Origin of the sequence: Pseudomonas sp. NFACC45 (assembly GCF_900113505.1) — a bacterium.
Classification (GTDB): domain Bacteria; phylum Pseudomonadota; class Gammaproteobacteria; order Pseudomonadales; family Pseudomonadaceae; genus Aquipseudomonas; species Aquipseudomonas tehranensis.
In genome coordinates this window covers 238,326-257,636 of sequence record NZ_FOPO01000003.1, presented here as the reverse complement: position 1 = coordinate 257,636, position 19,311 = coordinate 238,326, and the positions used below count along the sequence as shown (strand labels likewise).

Annotated in this window: 16 protein-coding genes; all 16 read right to left on the bottom strand. The window is 59.9% G+C overall.

All coding sequences use genetic code 11. The features are described from left to right. Positions 1-256: 256 nt before the first annotated feature. Positions 257-1,558: a tRNA lysidine(34) synthetase TilS gene (tilS, locus tag BM132_RS06775; RefSeq protein ID WP_092454162.1), complete on the bottom strand. Its 1,302-nt coding sequence runs from the start codon at positions 1,556-1,558 to the stop codon at positions 257-259. Positions 1,559-1,693: 135 nt separating this feature from the next. Next, positions 1,694-2,641 (bottom strand): acetyl-CoA carboxylase carboxyltransferase subunit alpha, encoded by a 948-nt coding sequence (locus tag BM132_RS06770; RefSeq protein ID WP_092401185.1) that lies wholly within the window; start codon positions 2,639-2,641, stop codon positions 1,694-1,696. Between the two features lie 151 nt (positions 2,642-2,792). Then, positions 2,793-6,314: a DNA polymerase III subunit alpha gene (dnaE, locus tag BM132_RS06765; RefSeq protein WP_092401189.1), complete on the bottom strand. Its 3,522-nt coding sequence runs from the start codon at positions 6,312-6,314 to the stop codon at positions 2,793-2,795. A gap of 150 nt (positions 6,315-6,464) precedes the next feature. Further along, on the bottom strand, positions 6,465-7,118 hold the full coding sequence (rnhB, locus tag BM132_RS06760; protein WP_177218150.1) for a ribonuclease HII: 654 nt from the start codon (positions 7,116-7,118) through the stop codon (positions 6,465-6,467). 11 nt (positions 7,119-7,129) lie between these two features. Continuing rightward, entirely contained in the window at positions 7,130-8,260 is a 1,131-nt protein-coding gene (gene lpxB / locus BM132_RS06755) for a lipid-A-disaccharide synthase (RefSeq protein WP_092454158.1), read from the bottom strand. A 2-nt stretch (positions 8,261-8,262) separates the two neighbouring features. Then, the gene (gene lpxA / locus BM132_RS06750) at positions 8,263-9,039 is read right to left on the bottom strand and encodes an acyl-ACP--UDP-N-acetylglucosamine O-acyltransferase (RefSeq protein ID WP_092401198.1); all 777 of its coding nucleotides are present in this window, start codon (positions 9,037-9,039) and stop codon (positions 8,263-8,265) included. Next, on the bottom strand, positions 9,036-9,476 hold the full coding sequence (fabZ, locus tag BM132_RS06745; protein ID WP_047227569.1) for a 3-hydroxyacyl-ACP dehydratase FabZ: 441 nt from the start codon (positions 9,474-9,476) through the stop codon (positions 9,036-9,038). The genes lpxA and fabZ overlap by 4 nt, the downstream gene beginning before the upstream one ends. A gap of 108 nt (positions 9,477-9,584) precedes the next feature. Next, on the bottom strand, positions 9,585-10,640 hold the full coding sequence (lpxD, locus tag BM132_RS06740; protein WP_092401201.1) for a UDP-3-O-(3-hydroxymyristoyl)glucosamine N-acyltransferase: 1,056 nt from the start codon (positions 10,638-10,640) through the stop codon (positions 9,585-9,587). Between the two features lie 3 nt (positions 10,641-10,643). Beyond that, a complete protein-coding gene (locus BM132_RS06735) occupies positions 10,644-11,147 on the bottom strand; it encodes an OmpH/Skp family outer membrane protein (protein ID WP_092401204.1) in 504 nt (167 codons plus the stop codon). Positions 11,148-11,192: 45 nt separating this feature from the next. Then, complete coding sequence (gene bamA, locus BM132_RS06730; protein ID WP_092454156.1) at positions 11,193-13,568, bottom strand: outer membrane protein assembly factor BamA; 2,376 nt, start codon at positions 13,566-13,568, stop codon at positions 11,193-11,195. Between the two features lie 74 nt (positions 13,569-13,642). Beyond that, entirely contained in the window at positions 13,643-14,995 is a 1,353-nt protein-coding gene (gene rseP / locus BM132_RS06725) for an RIP metalloprotease RseP (protein ID WP_092454154.1), read from the bottom strand. A 52-nt stretch (positions 14,996-15,047) separates the two neighbouring features. Beyond that, complete coding sequence (ispC, locus tag BM132_RS06720; RefSeq protein WP_092401213.1) at positions 15,048-16,238, bottom strand: 1-deoxy-D-xylulose-5-phosphate reductoisomerase; 1,191 nt, start codon at positions 16,236-16,238, stop codon at positions 15,048-15,050. After that, positions 16,235-17,041, bottom strand: a complete 807-nt coding sequence (locus tag BM132_RS06715; RefSeq protein ID WP_092454152.1) for a phosphatidate cytidylyltransferase — start codon at positions 17,039-17,041, stop codon at positions 16,235-16,237. The genes ispC and BM132_RS06715 overlap by 4 nt, the downstream gene beginning before the upstream one ends. Next, positions 17,041-17,796, bottom strand: a complete 756-nt coding sequence (uppS, locus tag BM132_RS06710; RefSeq protein WP_047227563.1) for a polyprenyl diphosphate synthase — start codon at positions 17,794-17,796, stop codon at positions 17,041-17,043. The genes BM132_RS06715 and uppS overlap by 1 nt, the downstream gene beginning before the upstream one ends. 13 nt (positions 17,797-17,809) lie before the next feature. After that, a complete protein-coding gene (gene frr / locus BM132_RS06705) occupies positions 17,810-18,367 on the bottom strand; it encodes a ribosome recycling factor (protein ID WP_092454150.1) in 558 nt (185 codons plus the stop codon). Continuing rightward, the gene (gene pyrH, locus BM132_RS06700) at positions 18,364-19,107 is read right to left on the bottom strand and encodes a UMP kinase (RefSeq protein ID WP_024779012.1); all 744 of its coding nucleotides are present in this window, start codon (positions 19,105-19,107) and stop codon (positions 18,364-18,366) included. Before pyrH ends, frr begins: the two co-directional genes overlap by 4 nt. Positions 19,108-19,311: the final 204 nt, after the last annotated feature.

Here is a 19,311-nt window from a genome sequence, read left to right as displayed (position 1 = left end):
GGGAAAGCGAAGGAAGGCCGAAGCCCCCGATCACCTGCATTAATCACAGTGCACCTTTCAAAAAAACCGCCGCGTTGGGACAGACCGGAAGTGAAATCACCGGTACGTTGCTCGCTACACATTTTTTGGAATCGCCCAGCAAAGACTGCTTGGTAATCGGCAACTCCTGCAATTCAGGCGAATCCACAGAAGTTGTATCAAGAAGGGAGCGTAGTCTACCGGAAAGCCCCTTTCAGCTCAAACCCAGATCTTGGTTTCATGGCTGCCAGATCAGTTGCCAGTTGCCATCAATGCCGTTGTCGAGTCCTGGTAAGCCAGCCACTGCCAGCAATTGCTCGTCCCGATACAGCAGCGGCAATCGACCGCGCGCAAACGCCGGCACGCCACTTTCGTTGAGCAAACGCTTGAGGTCCCGGTGGCCACGGCCGGGCAACATCATGGTTTCACCTCCCTGACGATAGCGGACGCAGAGCGGTCCGTCGGGCATTTTACCGTCGAGGGTCACCGTGCCGTTGTCTGGCAGGGCCAATGCTTGAGCAGTCAGCGGCCATTCTACGGGGCCTGCGACCGGTCGCAGCCAGCGGTCGGATAACCACCAGATGCGCCCGACGGCGCGGTGCAGCTCACCACCGGCCAGCCGCCAGATCGGCCGAGCATCGTCCGCTGCGTCGCGCAACGAATCCCAGCCAGACCAATGATCGCTGTCAGGCAGCGTTGTCATCGAAACCAGCCAATGACTCAACGCATTACGCTGGCGGGCCGGCGACAAGGCTCGCAACGGGGCCAACTCAAGCGACCGCAACCCAAGCCAGTCGAACGAACTGGGCGTGATGGCTCGGTGCAGATCGATTCGCGCCAGGTCATCCAGCAAGCCTTGGGCCTCACTCAGGTGCGCAGCGCTGCGGGCCAGGCTCGCCGAGGTCTGAGGCCACTGCTCGGTCAATACCGGGAAAACTCGCTGGCGCAGGAAATTGCGCGCGTAGCGATGATCGTCGTTGGAAGGGTCCTCGACCCAGCTCAAGCCCTGTTGCGTTGCGTAGGCTTCCAGCTCCGCCCGGGACACATCGAGCAAGGGTCGCAGCAAATACCCCTGGCCCAAAGGACGCTGCCTCGGCATCGCCGACAAGCCCCTCACCCCTGCCCCGCGCAACAAACGAAACAACAGGGTTTCAGCCTGATCGTCACGGTGCTGGGCGGTGAGCAGCACTTCATTGCTGCGGAGCCGCGCCACGAAGGCACCATAACGCGCCTCCCGGGCCGCACGCTCGACGCTGGCGCCGGGCGGGACTTGCACGTTCACGACTTCAAGCGGCACCCCAAGGGCCTTGCAGACCGAGTGACAATGGTCTGGCCATGCATCGGCCACAGCCTGAAGGCCATGATGAACGTGGATAGCACATAGCGGTGGCAGGGTTTGGGTTTTGGAGAGAGACGCGAGCAGGTGCAGCAGGACGGTGGAATCGAGGCCACCGGAGAAGGCGATGCGCCAGGTGGTAGCGTCGCGCCAGGGGGACAGTTGTGTGAGGAGCCGGGTTGGCAGATCCACGCTGGAGTTCATAGAAGTCAGCCTTGGCACAAACAACTGTGGGAGCGAGCCTGCTCGCGATAGCGGTGTATCAATCAACTCACGTGTTGAATGTTAAACCGACATCGCGAGCAGGCTCGCTCCCACAAGAAGGGTATCGCGCTCGACTTAGAGGCCGTAGCTCATCAGCCGCTCATAGCGACGGGCCAGCAGCGCGTCATTGTCGAACTTCTTGAGCATCGACAGTTGCGAACTCAGCTCGGCACGAATCAACGCCGCTGCCTCGGCCGGATCACGATGAGCGCCGCCTACAGGCTCACTGATCACTTTATCCACGATGCCCAGGCCTTTGAGGCGCTCAGCGGTAATGCCCATGGCTTCGGCCGCATCCGGCGCCTTCTCGGCGGTTTTCCACAGGATCGAGGCGCAGCCTTCCGGCGAAATCACCGCGTAGGTGGAATATTGCAGCATGTTCAGTTGATCGCAGACACCAATGGCCAGCGCACCGCCGGAACCGCCTTCGCCGATCACGGTGGCGATGATCGGGGTTTTCAGCCGTGCCATCACGCGCAGGTTCCAGGCGATCGCTTCGCTCTGGTTGCGCTCTTCGGCGTCGATGCCCGGATATGCGCCCGGTGTGTCGATGAAGGTCAGGATCGGCATTTTGAAGCGCTCGGCCATTTCCATCAGGCGGCACGCCTTGCGATAGCCTTCCGGCCGCGGCATGCCGAAGTTGCGGCGCACCTTTTCGCGGACTTCCCGGCCCTTCTGATGGCCGATGATCATCACCGGCTGGTCGTCCAGACGGGCAACGCCGCCGACGATCGCGGCGTCGTCGGAGAAGTGGCGGTCGCCATGCAACTCATCGAACTCAGTAAAGATGTGCTCGATGTAGTCCAGGGTGTATGGACGACGCGGATGACGCGCCAGGCGGGCGATCTGCCAGCTGGTCAGCTTGCCGAAGATGTCTTCGGTCAGCGTGCGGCTTTTGTCCTGCAGACGAGAGATTTCATCGCCGATATTCAGCGAATTGTCATTACCGACCAAGCGCAACTCTTCGATCTTGGCTTGCAGGTCGGCGATCGGCTGTTCGAAATCTAGAAAATTCGGGTTCATAGGCGTCCGTCTTGGGTCGACGTCCAAGAGAGCTTGGGCCGGCCGGTTGTCTATTCGCGCCCTACCTTAAGGGAGAGGCGCGTTCAGGTCGAGATTAAAAATTCGGGTCGAGATCAGGGCCGCTCCAAGGTTCAAGAGTGGCACCTGGCCGTCAACGGTATTGGAGGAAGACGTTGTCTTTGCCGAACTGGTCACGCAAGGCTTGAATCAACGCATCCGCCGGATCGATCCGCCAGCCTTCGCCGAACTGCAGCACAGCCTTGGCGTCGGGGCGCACGTACTCCATGGTAATCGGGCAAGCACCGCGATGGCGCTTGAACAATTCCCCCAGCCAGCGTAGCTGATCGCCCTTGAGATCCTGGGTCTGCAACTTCAGGCGCAGGCTCTCGGCCAGGTTGGTCCGGGCATCTTCCATGCTCATCACCCGCTTGACCCGCAACCGCAGGCCACCGGAAAAATCGTCGTTGCTGACTTCGCCTTCCACCACCACCATCGCGTCGGTCTGCAACAGCGACTGGGCCGAATGGAACGCATCGGCAAACAACGACGCCTCGATGCGCCCGGAGCGGTCGTCGAGGGTAATGAAGCCCATTTTGTCGCCCTTTTTGTTTTTCATGACCCGCAGGGCAATGATCATACCGGCGACGGTCTGCGTATCACGCGCCGGCTTCAGATCAATGATGCGCTGGCGGGCGAAGCGACGGATCTCGCCTTCGTATTCGTCGATCGGGTGCCCGGTCAGGTACAGGCCCAAGGTGTCCTTCTCACCCTTGAGGCGTTCCTTGAGGGTCAGCTCCTTGGCCTTGCGATGATTGCCGTAGACATCGGCATCTTCCTCGACGAACAGGCCACCGAACAGGTCGGCATGGCCACTGTCGTGGGTCCGGGCGGTTTGCTCAGCGGCCTTGATCGCTTCTTCCATGGCCGCCAGCAGCACCGCGCGGTTGCGGTCAATGTTGGCCTGGTAGGCTTTGGGCTCATCCTGGAAATACGGGCCCAGACGGTCCAGCGCGCCACTGCGAATCAAACCGTCGAGGGTGCGCTTGTTGATGCGTTTGAGATCGACCCGTGCGCAGAAATCGAACAGGTCCTTGAACGGCCCGTCCTGACGGGCTTCGGTGATGGCTTCCACCGGCCCTTCACCCACGCCCTTGATCGCCCCCAGTCCATAAATGATGCGGCCTTCGTCGTTTACCGTGAACTTGAACTCCGAAGCGTTCACGTCCGGCGCGTCGAGGCGCAACTTCATGGTCCGCACTTCTTCGATCAAGGTCACGACCTTGTCGGTGTTGTGCATATCCGCTGACAGTACCGCAGCCATGAACGGCGCCGGGTAGTGCGCCTTCAGCCAGGCGGTCTGGTAAGACACCAGGCCGTAGGCGGCCGAGTGGGATTTGTTGAAGCCGTAACCGGCGAACTTTTCCACCAGGTCGAAGATGTTACCGGCCAGGTCCGCGTCGATGCCGTTGTTAGCACAACCCTCGATGAAACCACCGCGCTGCTTGGCCATTTCCTCGGGTTTTTTCTTGCCCATCGCCCGACGCAGCATGTCCGCGCCGCCGAGGGTGTAGCCGGCCATGACCTGGGCAATCTGCATCACCTGTTCTTGGTACAGGATGATGCCGTAGGTCGGTGCCAGTACCGGCTTGAGGCCGTCGTACTGATAATCCGGGTGTGGGTACGCCAGCTCGGCGCGCCCGTGCTTACGGTTGATGAAGTCATCCACCATGCCCGATTGCAGCGGGCCCGGACGGAACAGGGCCACCAGTGCGATCAGGTCTTCGAGGCAGTCGGGCTTGAGCTTTTTGATCAGCTCCTTCATGCCCCGGGATTCAAGCTGGAACACCGCCGTGGTTTCGGCTTTTTGCAACAGGCTGTAGGTCGGTTTGTCGTCCAGCGGAATAAACGCGATGTCCAGCGGCGCTTCGCCGACCTTGGCCCGATCACGGTTGATGGTTTTCAGCGCCCAGTCGATGATCGTCAGGGTCCGCAGCCCGAGGAAGTCGAACTTCACCAGGCCCGCTGCCTCGACGTCGTCCTTGTCGAACTGGGTCACCAGGCCGTCGCCCTCTTCATCGCAATAGATCGGCGAGAAGTCCGTTAGCTTGGTCGGCGCGATCACCACGCCCCCGGCGTGCTTGCCGACGTTACGCACCACGCCTTCAAGCTTGCGGGCCATTTCCCAGATTTCCGCGGCTTCTTCATCGACCTTGATGAAGTCCCGCAGGATCTCTTCCTGCTCGTAGGCTTTTTCCAGGGTCATGCCGACTTCGAACGGAATCATCTTCGACAGACGATCCGCCAAACCGTAGGACTTGCCCTGCACCCGCGCCACGTCACGCACCACAGCCTTGGCGGCCATGGAACCGAAGGTAATGATCTGGCTCACCGCGTTGCGGCCGTACTTCTCGGCCACGTAATCAATCACCCGGTCGCGACCGTCCATGCAGAAGTCGACGTCGAAGTCGGGCATGGAAACCCGTTCCGGGTTGAGGAAACGTTCGAACAGCAGGTCATATTCCAGCGGATCGAGGTCGGTGATCTTCTGGACGTAAGCCACCAGGGAGCCTGCACCCGACCCCCGGCCTGGCCCCACCGGCACGCCGTTGTTCTTGGCCCACTGGATGAAGTCCATCACGATCAGGAAGTAACCGGGGAAGCCCATCTGGATGATGATATCCAGCTCGAAATTCAACCGGTCGACATAGACCTGACGCTTGGCTTCGTAATCTTCGGTGGTGTCCTTGGGCAAAAGAACGCTGAGGCGCTCGTCCAGGCCATCGAAGGACACTTTGCGGAAATATTCGTCGATGGTCATGCCATCGGGGATCGGGAAGTTGGGCAGGAAGTGCTTGCCCAGTTTCACTTCGATGTTGCAGCGCTTGGCAATCTCGACGGTGTTTTCCAGCGCTTCGGGCAGGTCACTGAACAGCTCGGCCATTTCCTCGGCGCTTTTGAGGTATTGCTGATCGCTGTAGTTCTTCGGACGACGCGGATCATCGAGCGCGCGGCCTTCACCGATGCAGACGCGGGTCTCGTGGGCTTCGAAATCTTCCTGCTTGATGAAACGCACATCGTTGGTCGCCACCAGCGGCGCGCCGATCCGGTCGGCCAGGGCCACGGCGGCATGCAGGTGTTCTTCGTCGTTGGGGCGATTGGTGCGTTGCACTTCAATGTAGAAGCGGTCCGGGAACACCGCCATCCAATCGCGGGCCAGGGTCTCGGCTTCTTCTGGATTGCCACTGAGCAGGGCCAGGCCGATTTCACCCTCCTTGGCCGCTGACAGCATGATCAGACCTTCATTGGCCTCGGCTACCCATTCGCGCTCAATGATGATCGAGCCATTGCGCTGGCCATCAATAAAGCCGCGGGAGATCAACTCGGTGAGGTTGCGATAGCCCACGGCGTTCATCACCAGCAGGCTGATCCGGCTCAGCGGCGCATCCGGGTCCTTGTTCGACAGCCACAGGTCAGCCCCGCAGATCGGCTTGATCCCGGCGCCCATGGCATTTTTGTAGAACTTGACCAGCGAACACATGTTGTTCTGGTCGGTGACCGCCACAGCAGGCATGTTCATGCCCACCAGGGTCTTGACCAGTGGCTTGATCCGCACCAGGCCATCGACCAGGGAGTATTCAGTGTGCAGGCGTAGATGAACGAATGAAGCCGGCATAGTGATCCTGCGTTAAGTCATGAAAACAACAAGGCCCGGATTGTACCGGGCCTTGGGTAAAACATGTAGGAGCTGCCGAAGGCTGCGATCCTTAGATCTTGATCTTGATCTTGAAACCCAAGATCAAAAGATCGCAGCCTGCGGCAGCTCCTACAGGGCCGGGGTTCCCTTGATGGACGAGCGCTCCATCAGCCCTTCACGCGCTTCATAAGCCAGCCGCACCGGCGCGAACGAGCGCCGATGGATGGGCGTTGGCCCAAGGCGCGCCAGGGCTTCCAGATGAACGGGCGTCGGGTAACCCTTGTGGCCGCCGATGCCGTAGCCCGGATAGATCAATTCGAAGGCACTCATTTCCCGGTCACGGCTGACCTTGGCCAGAATCGATGCCGCCGCAATGGCCGGCACCTTACCGTCCCCCTGAATGACCGCTTCGGCGCGCATCGACAGTTTCGGGCAGCGATTGCCATCGATCATCGCCAGTTTCGGGGTGATGTGCAGGCCTTCCACAGCACGCTGCATCGCAAGCATGGTGGCGTGCAGGATATTCAGCTCGTCGATCTCTTCCACTTCAGCCCGGGCAATGCACCAGCTCAGGGCTTTCTCACAGATTTCGTCGTAGAGCTTTTCGCGACGGGCTTCGGTGAGCTTCTTGGAGTCATTGAGGCCCAGAATGGGCCGGTTCGGGTCGAGAATCACCGCTGCCGTCACCACTGCGCCGCACAACGGACCACGACCGACCTCATCAACACCGGCCACCAGTTCTTCAACTTCAGCCACCAGATTGAAGTCCAGGCCCATCTGCAATTTCACGTTACTCATGGTTTGGCGCCGATCAGGGTCAATACTGCGTCGGCGGCCTGATTGGAGGCATCGCGGCGCAAGGTACGGTGGATTTCGTCAAAGCCCCGGGTCTGTTCCTGGCCACCGTCGATCAAGGGCGACAGCGTACGGGCCAGCGCATCGGCGGTTGCCTCGTCCTGCAGCAATTCAGGCACCAGCAAGCGCTGGGCCAAGAGATTGGGCAAGGAGATGTAAGGGCTCTTGACCATGCGTTTGAGGATCCAGAACGTCAACGGCGCCAGGCGATAGGCGACCACCATCGGGCGTTTATACAACAACGCTTCAAGGGTAGCAGTGCCGGACGCAATCAACACGGCGTCACACGCCGCCAGTGCGAGATGAGAGCGGCCATCGAGCAATGTGACAGGCAGATCGCGCCCGACCAGCAGCGCTTCAAGCTGAGCCCGTCGCTGCGGGCTGGCACAGGGCAGAACAAAACGCACGCCGGGACGCATCGCTCGCAGACGCTCGGCGGCGTCGAAGAACAAGCCTCCCAGGCGACTCACCTCGCCGCCACGGCTACCGGGCATCAAGGCCACCAGCGGGCCGTCGGACAGGCCCAACGTCTGACGCGCCGCGTCACGATCCGCTTCCAGGGGAATGGTATCGGCCAGGGTATGGCCGACAAACCGCACCGGCACGCCCTTCTCTTCGTAGAATCGGGCTTCGAACGGCAGCAGCGTGAGCATCAGGTCGCAGCCTTCGCGGATTTTCAACACGCGCTTCTGCCGCCAGGCCCAGACCGAGGGGCTGACGTAGTGCACCGTCTTGATACCGGCCTGACGCAACTTGAGTTCGATATTGAGAGTGAAATCCGGCGCATCGATGCCGATGAACACATCCGGTTTTTCGTCGATCAGGGTCGCGATGAGCTTCTTGCGCCGCGCCAGCAGTTCGCGCAGGCGTCCGAGCACTTCAACCAGCCCCATCACCGACAGGCGTTCCATGGGGAAATATGACGTCAGCCCTTCGGCCTGCATCAAGGGCCCACCGACACCGATGAACTCCACTGCTGGGTGCTGTGCCTTGAGCGCGCGCATCAGACCGGCACCCAGAATGTCACCGGAAGCCTCTCCCGCCACCAGTGCTATACGCAAGTTAGCCATGGTTAGCGAGTGATGCCGCGAGTCGAGGATTGGATGGAGTCACGGAATATCGCAACTTCCGGGAACTGCGCCGAAGCCTCGGCCAGCTCGACAAGGGCCTGTTCGACGGTCAACCCCTGGCGGTACACAACCTTGTAGGCGCGCCGCAATGCCGTGATCGCCTCTTCGCTAAAACCACGACGGCGCATGCCTTCGAAATTCATACTGCGGGCTTCGGCCGGGTTACCGAACACAGTGACATAGGCCGGTACGTCCTTGCCGATGGCGGTGCCCATGCCCGAGAAGCTGTGGGCGCCGATATGGCAATACTGATGGACCAGCGTGAAACCGGACAGGATCGCCCAGTCGTCCACATGCACGTGGCCAGCCAACGCGGTGTTGTTGACCAGGATGCAATGGTTGCCAATGACGCTGTCATGACCGATGTGGGCGTAGGCCATGATCAGGTTATGGTCGCCCAGGGTCGTTTCGGAACGATCCTGAACGGTGCCACGGTGAATCGTCACGCCTTCGCGGATCACGTTGTGATCGCCAATGACCAGACGGGTTTCTTCACCTTTGTACTTGAGATCGGGCGTGTCCTCGCCTACCGAAGAAAACTGGTAGATGCGGTTGTGCCGACCGATCCGGGTCGGACCCTTGAGAATTACATGGGGCCCGATCACCGTACCCTCGCCGATTTCCACACCTGGGCCGATGATCGACCATGGGCCGACCTCGACATCGGCGGCAAGGACTGCCGCCGGATCGATGATTGCGCGAGGGTCAATCAAACTCATAGTTTGCGTTCCGCACAGATGATTTCAGCGGAGCAGACCGGCTTGCCGTCGACCGAAGCCTGGCATTCGAACTTCCAGATCTGGCGCTTGCAACTGATGAACGTGGCTTCGAGGATCAGTTGATCGCCCGGGGTGACCGGCTGGCGAAAACGCAGCTTGTCGGAGCCGACGAAGTAGTAAAGCGTGCCGTCGGCAGGCTTCACGTCAAGCATTTTGAAACCAAGGATCCCGGCAGCCTGAGCCATTGCCTCGATGATCAACACGCCGGGCATGATTGGATGCGCGGGGAAGTGACCATTGAAGAACGGTTCGTTGATGCTGACATTCTTGTAGGCGCGAATCCGCTTGCCTTCAACGTCAAGTTCCACCACCCGGTCCACCAACAGGAACGGGTAACGGTGAGGCAGGTATTCGCGAATCTCGTTGATGTCCATCATTTCGGGGGGAAGCCTATGTAAAGATTGGAAGCGCACGATCGACGCGCGCCTCTCTAGCAAATCAAGGAGGCAGTCTAGCGGCTGTGCACACTTGATATGGAAATGGTATCAGCCATCTGATGAAGCATTACCGTCAGGGGTCACGTCCCCTACACGCTTTTCCAACTGACGCAAACGCCGCGCGATGTCATCGAGCTGGCGGATTCGGGCCGCGCTCTTGCGCCATTCGGCCGCCGGTTGCATCGCCGTGCCGGAAGAATAAGCACCCGGCTCGGTGATCGAATGGGTCACCATGGTCATCCCGGTGAGGAATACGTTGTCACAAATATCAATGTGTCCCACCAGCCCCACGCCACCGGCGAGCATGCAATGCTTGCCGATCCGGGTGCTGCCGGAAATGCCTACGCAGGCGGCCATGGCGGTGTGATCACCAACCTGGACGTTGTGGGCAATCTGGATCTGGTTGTCGAGCTTGACGCCGTTGCCGATGACCGTATCAGCCAGGGCACCCCGATCGATCGCGGTGTTGACGCCGATTTCCACGTCATCGCCGACAGTAACACCGCCGATCTGGGCGATCTTTTGCCAGATCCCCTTCTCCTTGGCAAAACCGAACCCTTCACCGCCCAATACCGCGCCCGACTGGATCACCACGCGCTTGCCGATACGCACGTCGTGATACAACGTGACCCGCGGAGCCAGCCAGCCACCCTCACCGATCTCGCAGCGCGCGCCTATGAAGCAATGGGCACCCAGCGTGACGCCCGGGCCGATCCGCGCTGCGCTTTCGACGACGACAAAAGGACCGACGCTGGCCGTGGGATCAACCACCGCATCCGCCGCAATGACCGCGCTGGGATGGATACCGGAAGCGGACTTAGGCTTGGGGTCGAACAGATGGGAAATCCGTGCATACGCCAGGTAGGGATCCGGCACGATCAGCGCATCGCCTGCAAACCCGTCGGCATCGGCGGGCTTGAGCAACAGCGCGGCGGCCCGGCTTTCAGCCAGGTATTTGCGATATTGAGGATTTGCCAGGAAGCTCAACTGAGCTGGGCCAGCCTCTTGTAAAGTGGCTAGCCCAGTGATGACCTTCTCCGGGTCGCCACGCAGGGTGGCGCCAAGGAACTCGGCCAACTGGCCGAGCTTGATAGTCGCTGTCATGGATTACTTCAGCTGATTCATGCGCTCGATAACCTGGCGCGTGATGTCGTACTGAGGTTTGACATCAATCACTGCGCCACGCTCGAACACCAGGTCAAAACCACCTTTCTTGATGACTTCTTCCACTGCCCTGTCGAGCTTTGGCTTGAGCTGCTTGAGCATCTCGCGGTCGGCAACGGCTTTCGCTTCGTTCAGTTCCTTGGACTGGAACTGGAAGTCACGGGCCTTTTGCTTGAACTCGAGTTCCAGACGCTCACGCTCGCCCTGGGCCATTTTGTCGCCACCGGAGACCAGACGATCCTGGATACCCTTGGCGCTGCTCTCCAGGCCTTTGAGCTTGGTCAGTTGTGGGCCGAACTTCTTCTCGGCATCCACGGCATATTTCTTCGCCGCGTCGGATTCCAGCAGGGCCATCTGATAGTTCAGTACGGCGATCTTCATGTCGGCAAAAGCCGGACCTGCGACCATCAGGGTCGCCAGGAGAACCAATTGAGTCAACTTACGCACGATGTACTCCTACAAAATCCATTGTCGTTATCTTGGGTCAGACGCTTAGAACGTCTGGCCGAGGGAGAATTGGAACACTTGGGTTTCAGCGTCATCCGGTTTCTTGATCGGCATCGCCAGGGCGAAGCTCAAAGGACCGAGCGCGGTGACCCAGGTCACACCCACGCCCACGGAACTTGCCATGTTGCTCAGACTGATGTCGTTGCACTTGGTATTGGACCTGGAGCCGTCAGTATTGGTGGTGTCCTCGCACGATGAGTCGAATACGTTACCCACGTCCCAAAATACTGAGGTACGCAAGGAGCGCTGATCCTTGACGAACGGCATCGGGAACAACAGTTCGACACCGCCCTGGATCAGGACATTACCACCGAACGGCAGCGGATCCTGGTCCGGATCACGTATGGTTCCCGGGTTGGTGCCCCTGCTCGGCGTACTGCGCGGGCCAAGGGTGCTGTCCTTGAAGCCACGGACCGAGTTGAAACCACCGGCATAGTAGTTCTCGTAGAACGGCAAGCCGTCGGTGGAACCATAACCGTCGCCATAACCCAGCTCAGTGTGCAAACGCATGGTGTAATTATCAGACAGCGGCTGGAACAGTTGGCCACGATAGTCGAGCTTGAAGAACGAGAGGTCGCTGCCAGGGGTGGTAGTTTCCAATACCAGGCTCTGGGAACGGCCACGGGTCGCCAGCACACCTTTGTTCAGGGTCGATTCGGACCAGCCGACAGACGCCTTGAAGTTCAGGTACTTGTCGCCTTCCTTTTCAACGAAGTCAAAAATCTCGTCAACGGTATAACGCCCGGTGCTGATCTCGTCCTGCTGGGCGGTGAGACCGAACGTCAGACGCGAAGTCTCGCTGATTGGATAACCCACGTTGACGCCTGCACCCAGGCTGTCTACCGCATAGCTGGAGATGTCGGAGTCGAGCTCATCATAGTCAGTGGTGCGGTAGAAGGCGTTGTAGCCCAGGCTCACACCGTCAGCAGTCCAGTAGGGGTCCACGAAACCGAAGTTGTAGCGGGTCTGGTATTCGCTGCGGGTCAAGCCAACACTGACCCGGTTACCAGTACCCAGGAAGTTGTTCTGGGTGATCGAACCGCCGAGGATCAGGCCGGCGCTCTGGGCGAAACCGACGCTGGCGGTGATCGAGCCGGACGCCTGCTCTTCGACGCTGTAGTTCACATCGACCTGGTCATCGACGCCCGGTACTGCCGGCGTCTCGACGTTGACTTCCTTGAAGAAGCCCAGGCGCTCCAGACGGGTCTTGGACTGGTCGATCAGGTAGGTCGACGCCCAGCCACCTTCCATCTGGCGCATTTCACGGCGCAGCACCTCGTCCTCGGACTTGGTGTTGCCACGGAAGTTGATGCGGTTGACGTAGGCACGCTTGCCCGGATCCACGGCGAAGGTGATGTCGACGGTATGGTCTTCATCGTGCGGTTGCGGCACGCCGTTGACGTTGGCGAAGGTGTAACCCTCATTACCCAGGCGACGGGTGATCAGTTCGGAGGTGGTGGTCATCAGCTTGCGCGAGAACACCTGGCCCTTCTGCACCAGCAGCAACGACGTGACCTGGTCTTCAGGGACCTTCAGGTCGCCGCTGAGCTTGACGTCACGAACGGTGTACTTGTCGCCTTCGTTGACGTTGACGGTGATGTAGACGTGCTTCTTGTCCGGGGTGATGGACACCTGGGTCGAAGCGATGTCCATGTTGATATAGCCGCGGTCCAGGTAGTAGGAACGCAGACGCTCCAGGTCACCGGAGAGCTTTTCACGGGCGTACTTGTCGTCGTTCTTGAAGAACGACAGCCAATTGGTGGTCTTGAGCTCGAACAGGTCGATCAGGTCTTCATCAGGGAAAACGGTGTTGCCCACCACGTTGATGTGCTGGATCGCCGCCACGGTGCCTTCATTGATGTTGACCTTCAGGCCTACGCGGTTGCGTGGCTGCGGCACCACTTCGGTGTCGACGGTGGCCGAGTAACGGCCCTGGGCAACGTACTGGCGTTGCAGCTCGTTACGAACACCTTCAAGGGTGGCGCGCTGGAAGATCTCGCCTTCGGCCAGGCCGGACTGTTTGAGACCCTTCATCAGGTCTTCAGTGGAGATCGCCTTGTTGCCTTCGATCTCGATACTGGCGACCGATGGACGCTCGACTACCGTGATGACCAGTACATTGCCATCACGACCCAGCTGGATATCCTGAAAGAAGCCGGTTTTGAACAGCGCACGAGTGGATTCCACCAGACGCCGATCATCCGCCTGCTCGCCGACGTTTAACGGCAAGGCACCAAAGACACTACCCGCGGAGACCCGCTGGAGGCCATTGACGCGAATATCAGAGATAGTGAAGGACTCGGCGTGAACTTCGGCGATCATCAATACGGTGAGAACCGCAGTTAGCAGCAGACGTTTCATGAAGTCCTTTCTTATTCCAACTGGCAATAAACAAACTGCCGCAAAATGCGGCAGATTCGCAATTCAGCGAAGCGTTACAGACGACCCAGATCGTTGACCAAGGCAAGCAACATCACCCCGACCACCAAGCTGATACCGATCTGTATCCCCCAACCTTGCACCCTATCCGACAAGGGACGACCACGCGCCCACTCGATCAGATAAAACAACAGATGCCCCCCATCCAGTACCGGAATGGGCAGCAAATTCAGAACCCCCAGGCTAATGCTCAGATAAGCAAGGAAATTCAGGAAATCAGCGACGCCCGACTGGGCAGAAGCGCCCGCCACTTTAGCAATGGTTATCGGTCCACTCAAGTTTTTTACCGAGAGCTCGCCGAACAACATTTTCTTGAGCGAATCGAGGGTCAGGATGCTCATGGTCCAGGTACGACGCGCGCCCTCGCCAATCGCCTCCAAAGGACCGAAACTGACCTCGCGGATCATTTCCGGCGGCCAGTCGACAGCCTTGACGCCGGCCCCCAGATAGCCGGTCGGCGCCTTGCTCTCGCCACGGGCGCCCAGGGTTACCGGGACGTCGATTGGCGCACCCTCGCGCTCGACGCGCAGCATTATTTTGCTATCAGGCCGGACGCGAACCGAATCGACCACCTGCTGCCAGTCACTGACCGGCAGGCCATCGAGCGCCAGCAGCCGATCACCGGTCTTCAGGCCGGCTGCCTGGGCCGGGCCTTTCGGATCAAGCTCGGCAAGCACCGGTGGCAACGCCGGTCGCCAGGGCCGGATACCCAGGGAACGGATCGGATCCGGCTCGTCGGCCCCCTTGAGCCAGTTATCCAGCACCAGTTCGCGAGGCGACTGCGTCGTGGCGCCCTGCTCACGCACCATCAGTTGCAGCGAGCCGCTCTCACCCAGACGCCGCACCAATTGCAGATTGACCGCCGCCCAACCCGAGGTGGGCTCGCCATCGATGGCAACGATCTCCTGACCAGCGCCCAACCCGGCCCGCGCGGCTATGCTGCCGGCCTCGACCGCGCCGATGACCGGCCGTACCTGCTCGCTGCCCAGCATGGCCAGGGCCCAGAAAAAAACCATGGCCAGCAAAAAGTTGGCTATCGGCCCGGCCGCCACGATGGCAATGCGCTGACGGACGGTCTTGCGATTGAAGGATTGGTCGAGCTGATCGGCGGGCACTTCACCTTCGCGCTCGTCGAGCATTTTCACGTAGCCGCCCAGCGGAATGGCAGCCACAACGAATTCGGTGCCTTTTTTGTCATGCCAGCGCAGCAGCGGCATGCCGAAACCGACGGAAAAACGCAGAACCTTGACGCCACAGCGACGCGCGACCCAGAAATGACCGAATTCGTGAAAAGTGACCAACACCCCCAATGCAACCAGGGTGCCGACAATCATATAGAGCGCGCTCATCTGTTTTCTCCGCAATCCTGTCCAGGACAACCCTGGCTAACGTACCGCAGCCTCAACGCCCGTGGCGCTTCAACCATTGGCCCGCCAGCTCACGAGCCCTGGCGTCCGCCGTGAATACTGCATCGAGGTCATCGAGCGAAACCACAGCCTCGAGGTTCAAAACCTCCTCGATGATACTCGCGATCTCGAGGTAACGGACACGTCCGTCGAGAAACGCTGCAACCGCCACTTCATTGGCAGCATTGAGCATGGCCGGAGCACTGTTGCCTGCCTCAGCCGCCTGTCGCGCAAGACGCAGGCATGGAAAGCGCTGCTCATCAGGCGCCTGGAAATCCAGGCGGGCGATGGCGAACAGGTCCAGCGGTGCCACGCCCGAATCAATCCGCGCAGGCCAGGCCAGCGCATTGGCGATCGGCGTACGCATGTCCGGGTTGCCCAATTGGGCCAGCACCGAACCGTCTATGTAATCCACCAGGGAGTGAATCACGCTCTGCGGGTGAATCACCACTTCCACCTGGGACGGTCTGGCATCGAACAACCAACAGGCCTCGATCAGCTCCAGGCCCTTGTTCATCATGCTGGCCGAATCCACGGAAATCTTGCGCCCCATGGACCAGTTCGGGTGAGCACAAGCCTGCTCGGGTGAAACATGCACCAACTCTTCCAGCGGCGTCTGCCGGAACGGACCGCCGGAAGCCGTCAGTAAAATCCGCCGGACCCCCACTGCGCCCAGGCCGCGGGAAAAGTCCTGTGGCATGCATTGAAAAATCGCATTGTGCTCGCTGTCGATGGGCAGCAGCACCGAACCGCTTTTGCGCACGGCCTGCATGAACAGCGCGCCGGACATGACCAGTGCTTCTTTATTGGCCAGCAGGATTTTTTTGCCTGCCTCCACCGCCGCCAGCGTCGGGCGCAACCCCGCCGCGCCGACAATCGCCGCCATCACCGCGTCGACTTCAGGATCGGAGGCGACCTGACACAGCCCCTCCTCCCCCACCAGCACATGGGTAGGCAAGCCTGCCGCGCGCAAGTCGTCCTGCAAGGCTCGGGCAAGGCCAGCCTCAGGCACCACGGCGAAACGCGGGGTGTGGCGTATGCACAGCGCCAGCAGCTCACTCAAGCGAGTAAAACCACTGAGGGCAAATACCTGATAGCGCTCCGGGTGACGCCCGATGACATCAAGTGTACTCAGACCGATCGAACCGGTAGCCCCCAGGACGGTAATTTGTTGAGGGCGACTCACGATGCCGCCATCCACAGCAACACGGCAAAGATCGGAATCGCAGCGGTCAGGCTGTCGATGCGATCCAGCACGCCACCATGGCCGGGCAGCAGATTACTGCTGTCCTTGATGCCGGATTGACGCTTGAACATGCTTTCGGTCAGGTCGCCGACCACCGATACAAACACGATGAGGGCGGCACCAAACAGGCCCATCAGCAACTGCCCGGCACTCCACTCCCGCACGACGCCGACCACCGCTGTGATCACCAGGCTCAAGGCCAAGCCTCCATAGACCCCTTCCCAGCTCTTGCCAGGACTGACCTTGGGGGCAAGCTTGCGCTTGCCAAACGCCCGTCCGGAGAAATAGGCACCGACATCCGCCCCCCAGACCAACACCATCACGGCCATGATCTGCCAGTTGCCCAACGGGCCTTGCTTGATCCAGATAAGCCCTTGCCAGGCCGGCAACAGGATAAGCAGGCCAATCACCAGCTTCGCGGCAGCGCCTGCCCAATGATGCGTGGTCTGCGGATAGGTCAACACCAGGAAGGTCGCTGTGCCCCACCACAACACAGATGCTCCCAGCACCCAGGGCGCGAGTCCCGGCACCAGGTACATGATGAACAGCATCGCCGCCACGGCCACGGCGTAGGCCACGCGCGCAGATTGCGCAGGAAAACCCGCCAGGCGCGCCCACTCCCACGCCCCCAAGGTCACGACCAACCCGATGAACAGCGCGAAACTGGCACCTTCAAGCAGGAAAAATCCACCCAGGGCGATGGGTAACAGGATCAGGGCGGTGATGATTCGTTGTTTAAGCATTAAACCCGGGCTCCAGCTTCGATCTGTTCGCTCGTTTTACCGAAACGACGCTGACGGGAAGCGAAATCGGCCAGCGCTGTGCGCATGGCTTCGTGTTTGAAGTCCGGCCAGAACAGGTCGGAGAAGTACAGCTCGGCGTAAGCCAGCTGCCAGAGCAGGAAGTTACTGATGCGATGCTCGCCACCGGTACGAATGCATAGGTCCGGCAACGGCAAGTCACCGGTGGCCAGACAGGTCTGCAGCAGCTCGGGAGTGATGTCTTCCGGCCGCAGATGACCGGCCTGGACCTCCCGCGCCAGCCGCTGGGCGGCCTGGGCGATGTCCCATTGGCCGCCATAGTTGGCGGCAATTTGCAGGACGAACCGATTGGCACCCGCCGTAGCAGCCTCGGCTTCGCGCATCGCAGCCTGCAACTCGGGATGAAAGCGCGAGCGGTCACCAATGATGCGCAGGCTGATGCTGTTGTCGTTGAGGCGCTTGGCCTCACGCCGCAAAGCCTTGAGGAACAGGTCCATCAAGGCGCTGACTTCATCGGCCGGACGCTGCCAGTTCTCACTGGAGAAGGCGAACAGGGTCAGTACCTCGACCCCAGCCTCGGCACACACCTCAATGACCGCACGAACCGCGTCGACCCCCGCCTTGTGCCCGGCCACGCCAGGCATAAAGCGCTTCTTGGCCCAGCGATTATTGCCATCCATGATGATCGCCACGTGACGCGGAATCGCAAACGGCACGGCCTGCTTGGTCTTTTCCATGAAAACGAGACCCTTATACGGCCATCAGGTCTTTTTCTTTCTGCGCCAAATCCGCATCGATCTTAGCCACGTACTTCTTGGTCAGATCATCAATCTCGCCTGCGGCGCGACGCTCTTCGTCCTCACTGATTTCCTTTTCCTTGACCAGATCCTTGAGCTGGCTGTTGGCATCACGACGGATGTTGCGCACGGCGACACGAGCGTCTTCAGCTACATCACGGGCCTGTTTGGTGAAGCCCCTACGGGTTTCCTCGGTCAGGGCCGGCATGGAAATCAGCAGCAACTCACCCAGATTGGTCGGGTTCAGGTTCAGGCCGGCACTGCCGATGGCCTTGTCGACCGCGCCCAGCATGTTGCGCTCAAAGGCAACGACTTGCAGGGTCCGGGCATCCTTGACGGTGATGTTGGCCACTTGCTTGATCGGCGTATCAGCGCCGTAGTACGGCACCATCACACCTTCGAGAATGCTTGGGTGCGCCTGACCGGTACGAATGCGACCGAAGTTGTGTGCCAGCGATTCCACGGATTTCTGCATGCGCTCTTGAGCGTCTTTCTTGATTTCGTTGATCATTGTTGTACTTCCTCGATCAGTGTTCCTTCGGCGCCGCCATGCACGATATTCAGCAGGGCGCCGGGCTTGTTCATGTTAAAGACGCGCAGCGGCATCTTGTGGTCGCGGCACAGACAGATAGCCGTCAGGTCCATGACACCCAGCTTGCGATCCAGTACTTCATCGTAGGTCAGATGATCGAACTTCTCGGCATGCGGATCTTTGAACGGGTCAGCGGTATAGACGCCATCGACCTTGGTTGCCTTGAGCACGACATCGGCATCGATCTCGATCGCTCGCAAGCAGGCGGCCGAATCCGTGGTAAAGAACGGATTACCGGTACCGGCGGCAAAAATCACCACTTCCTTGGCGTTGAGGTGGCGCATGGCTTTGCGGCGGTCGTAGTGATCGGTCACGCCGACCATGGAGATGGCCGACATGACGATGGCCGAGATATTGGCACGCTCCAGCGCGTCGCGCATAGCCAGGGCGTTCATCACAGTGGCCAGCATGCCCATGTGGTCGCCCGTCACCCGATCCATGCCGGCCGCGCTCAGCGCCGCGCCGCGGAACAGGTTGCCGCCGCCGATGACCAGGCCGACCTGAACGCCGATCCCGACCAACTGGCCGACTTCCAGCGCCATGCGATCCAGCACTTTCGGATCGATCCCGAACTCTTCCGAGCCCATCAGGGCCTCGCCGCTAAGCTTGAGTAGAATGCGTTTATAGCGAGCCTGATAACCACTGCCCTGCTGAGCCATTGCGAATCTCTCCTGCGGCGTATTTTCGAAAATTCTTTCAGGCTGTTTGCAGCCTGGGTTCACTCTAGCTTGACGCTGACACAGCGTCATCGAAACACGGCTTTGTAAGCCAGTTCCGACAGGAAACCAATATAAATCGGCATCCCCATCCAAAAAGAGGCTGCGCGCGTTAAGCGGGCAGCCTCTTCTGGGCGACAGTTAGAA

Bases quoted from the DNA above. Each gene is read 5' to 3' on its own strand.
- lpxA (WP_092401198.1), bottom strand. From the start codon at position 9,039: ATGAGTTTGATTGACCCTCGCGCAATCATCGATCCGGCGGCAGTCCTT.
- pyrH (WP_024779012.1), bottom strand. From the start codon at position 19,107: ATGGCTCAGCAGGGCAGTGGTTATCAGGCTCGCTATAAACGCATTCTA.
- uppS (WP_047227563.1), bottom strand. From the start codon at position 17,796: ATGGAAAAGACCAAGCAGGCCGTGCCGTTTGCGATTCCGCGTCACGTG.
- bamA (WP_092454156.1), bottom strand. From the start codon at position 13,568: ATGAAACGTCTGCTGCTAACTGCGGTTCTCACCGTATTGATGATCGCC.
- BM132_RS06715 (WP_092454152.1), bottom strand. From the start codon at position 17,041: ATGCTTAAACAACGAATCATCACCGCCCTGATCCTGTTACCCATCGCC.
- dnaE (WP_092401189.1), bottom strand. From the start codon at position 6,314: ATGCCGGCTTCATTCGTTCATCTACGCCTGCACACTGAATACTCCCTG.
- lpxD (WP_092401201.1), bottom strand. From the start codon at position 10,640: ATGACAGCGACTATCAAGCTCGGCCAGTTGGCCGAGTTCCTTGGCGCC.
- lpxB (WP_092454158.1), bottom strand. From the start codon at position 8,260: ATGGCTAACTTGCGTATAGCACTGGTGGCGGGAGAGGCTTCCGGTGAC.
- BM132_RS06770 (WP_092401185.1), bottom strand. From the start codon at position 2,641: ATGAACCCGAATTTTCTAGATTTCGAACAGCCGATCGCCGACCTGCAA.
- tilS (WP_092454162.1), bottom strand. From the start codon at position 1,558: ATGAACTCCAGCGTGGATCTGCCAACCCGGCTCCTCACACAACTGTCC.
- fabZ (WP_047227569.1), bottom strand. From the start codon at position 9,476: ATGATGGACATCAACGAGATTCGCGAATACCTGCCTCACCGTTACCCG.
- frr (WP_092454150.1), bottom strand. From the start codon at position 18,367: ATGATCAACGAAATCAAGAAAGACGCTCAAGAGCGCATGCAGAAATCC.
- rseP (WP_092454154.1), bottom strand. From the start codon at position 14,995: ATGAGCGCGCTCTATATGATTGTCGGCACCCTGGTTGCATTGGGGGTG.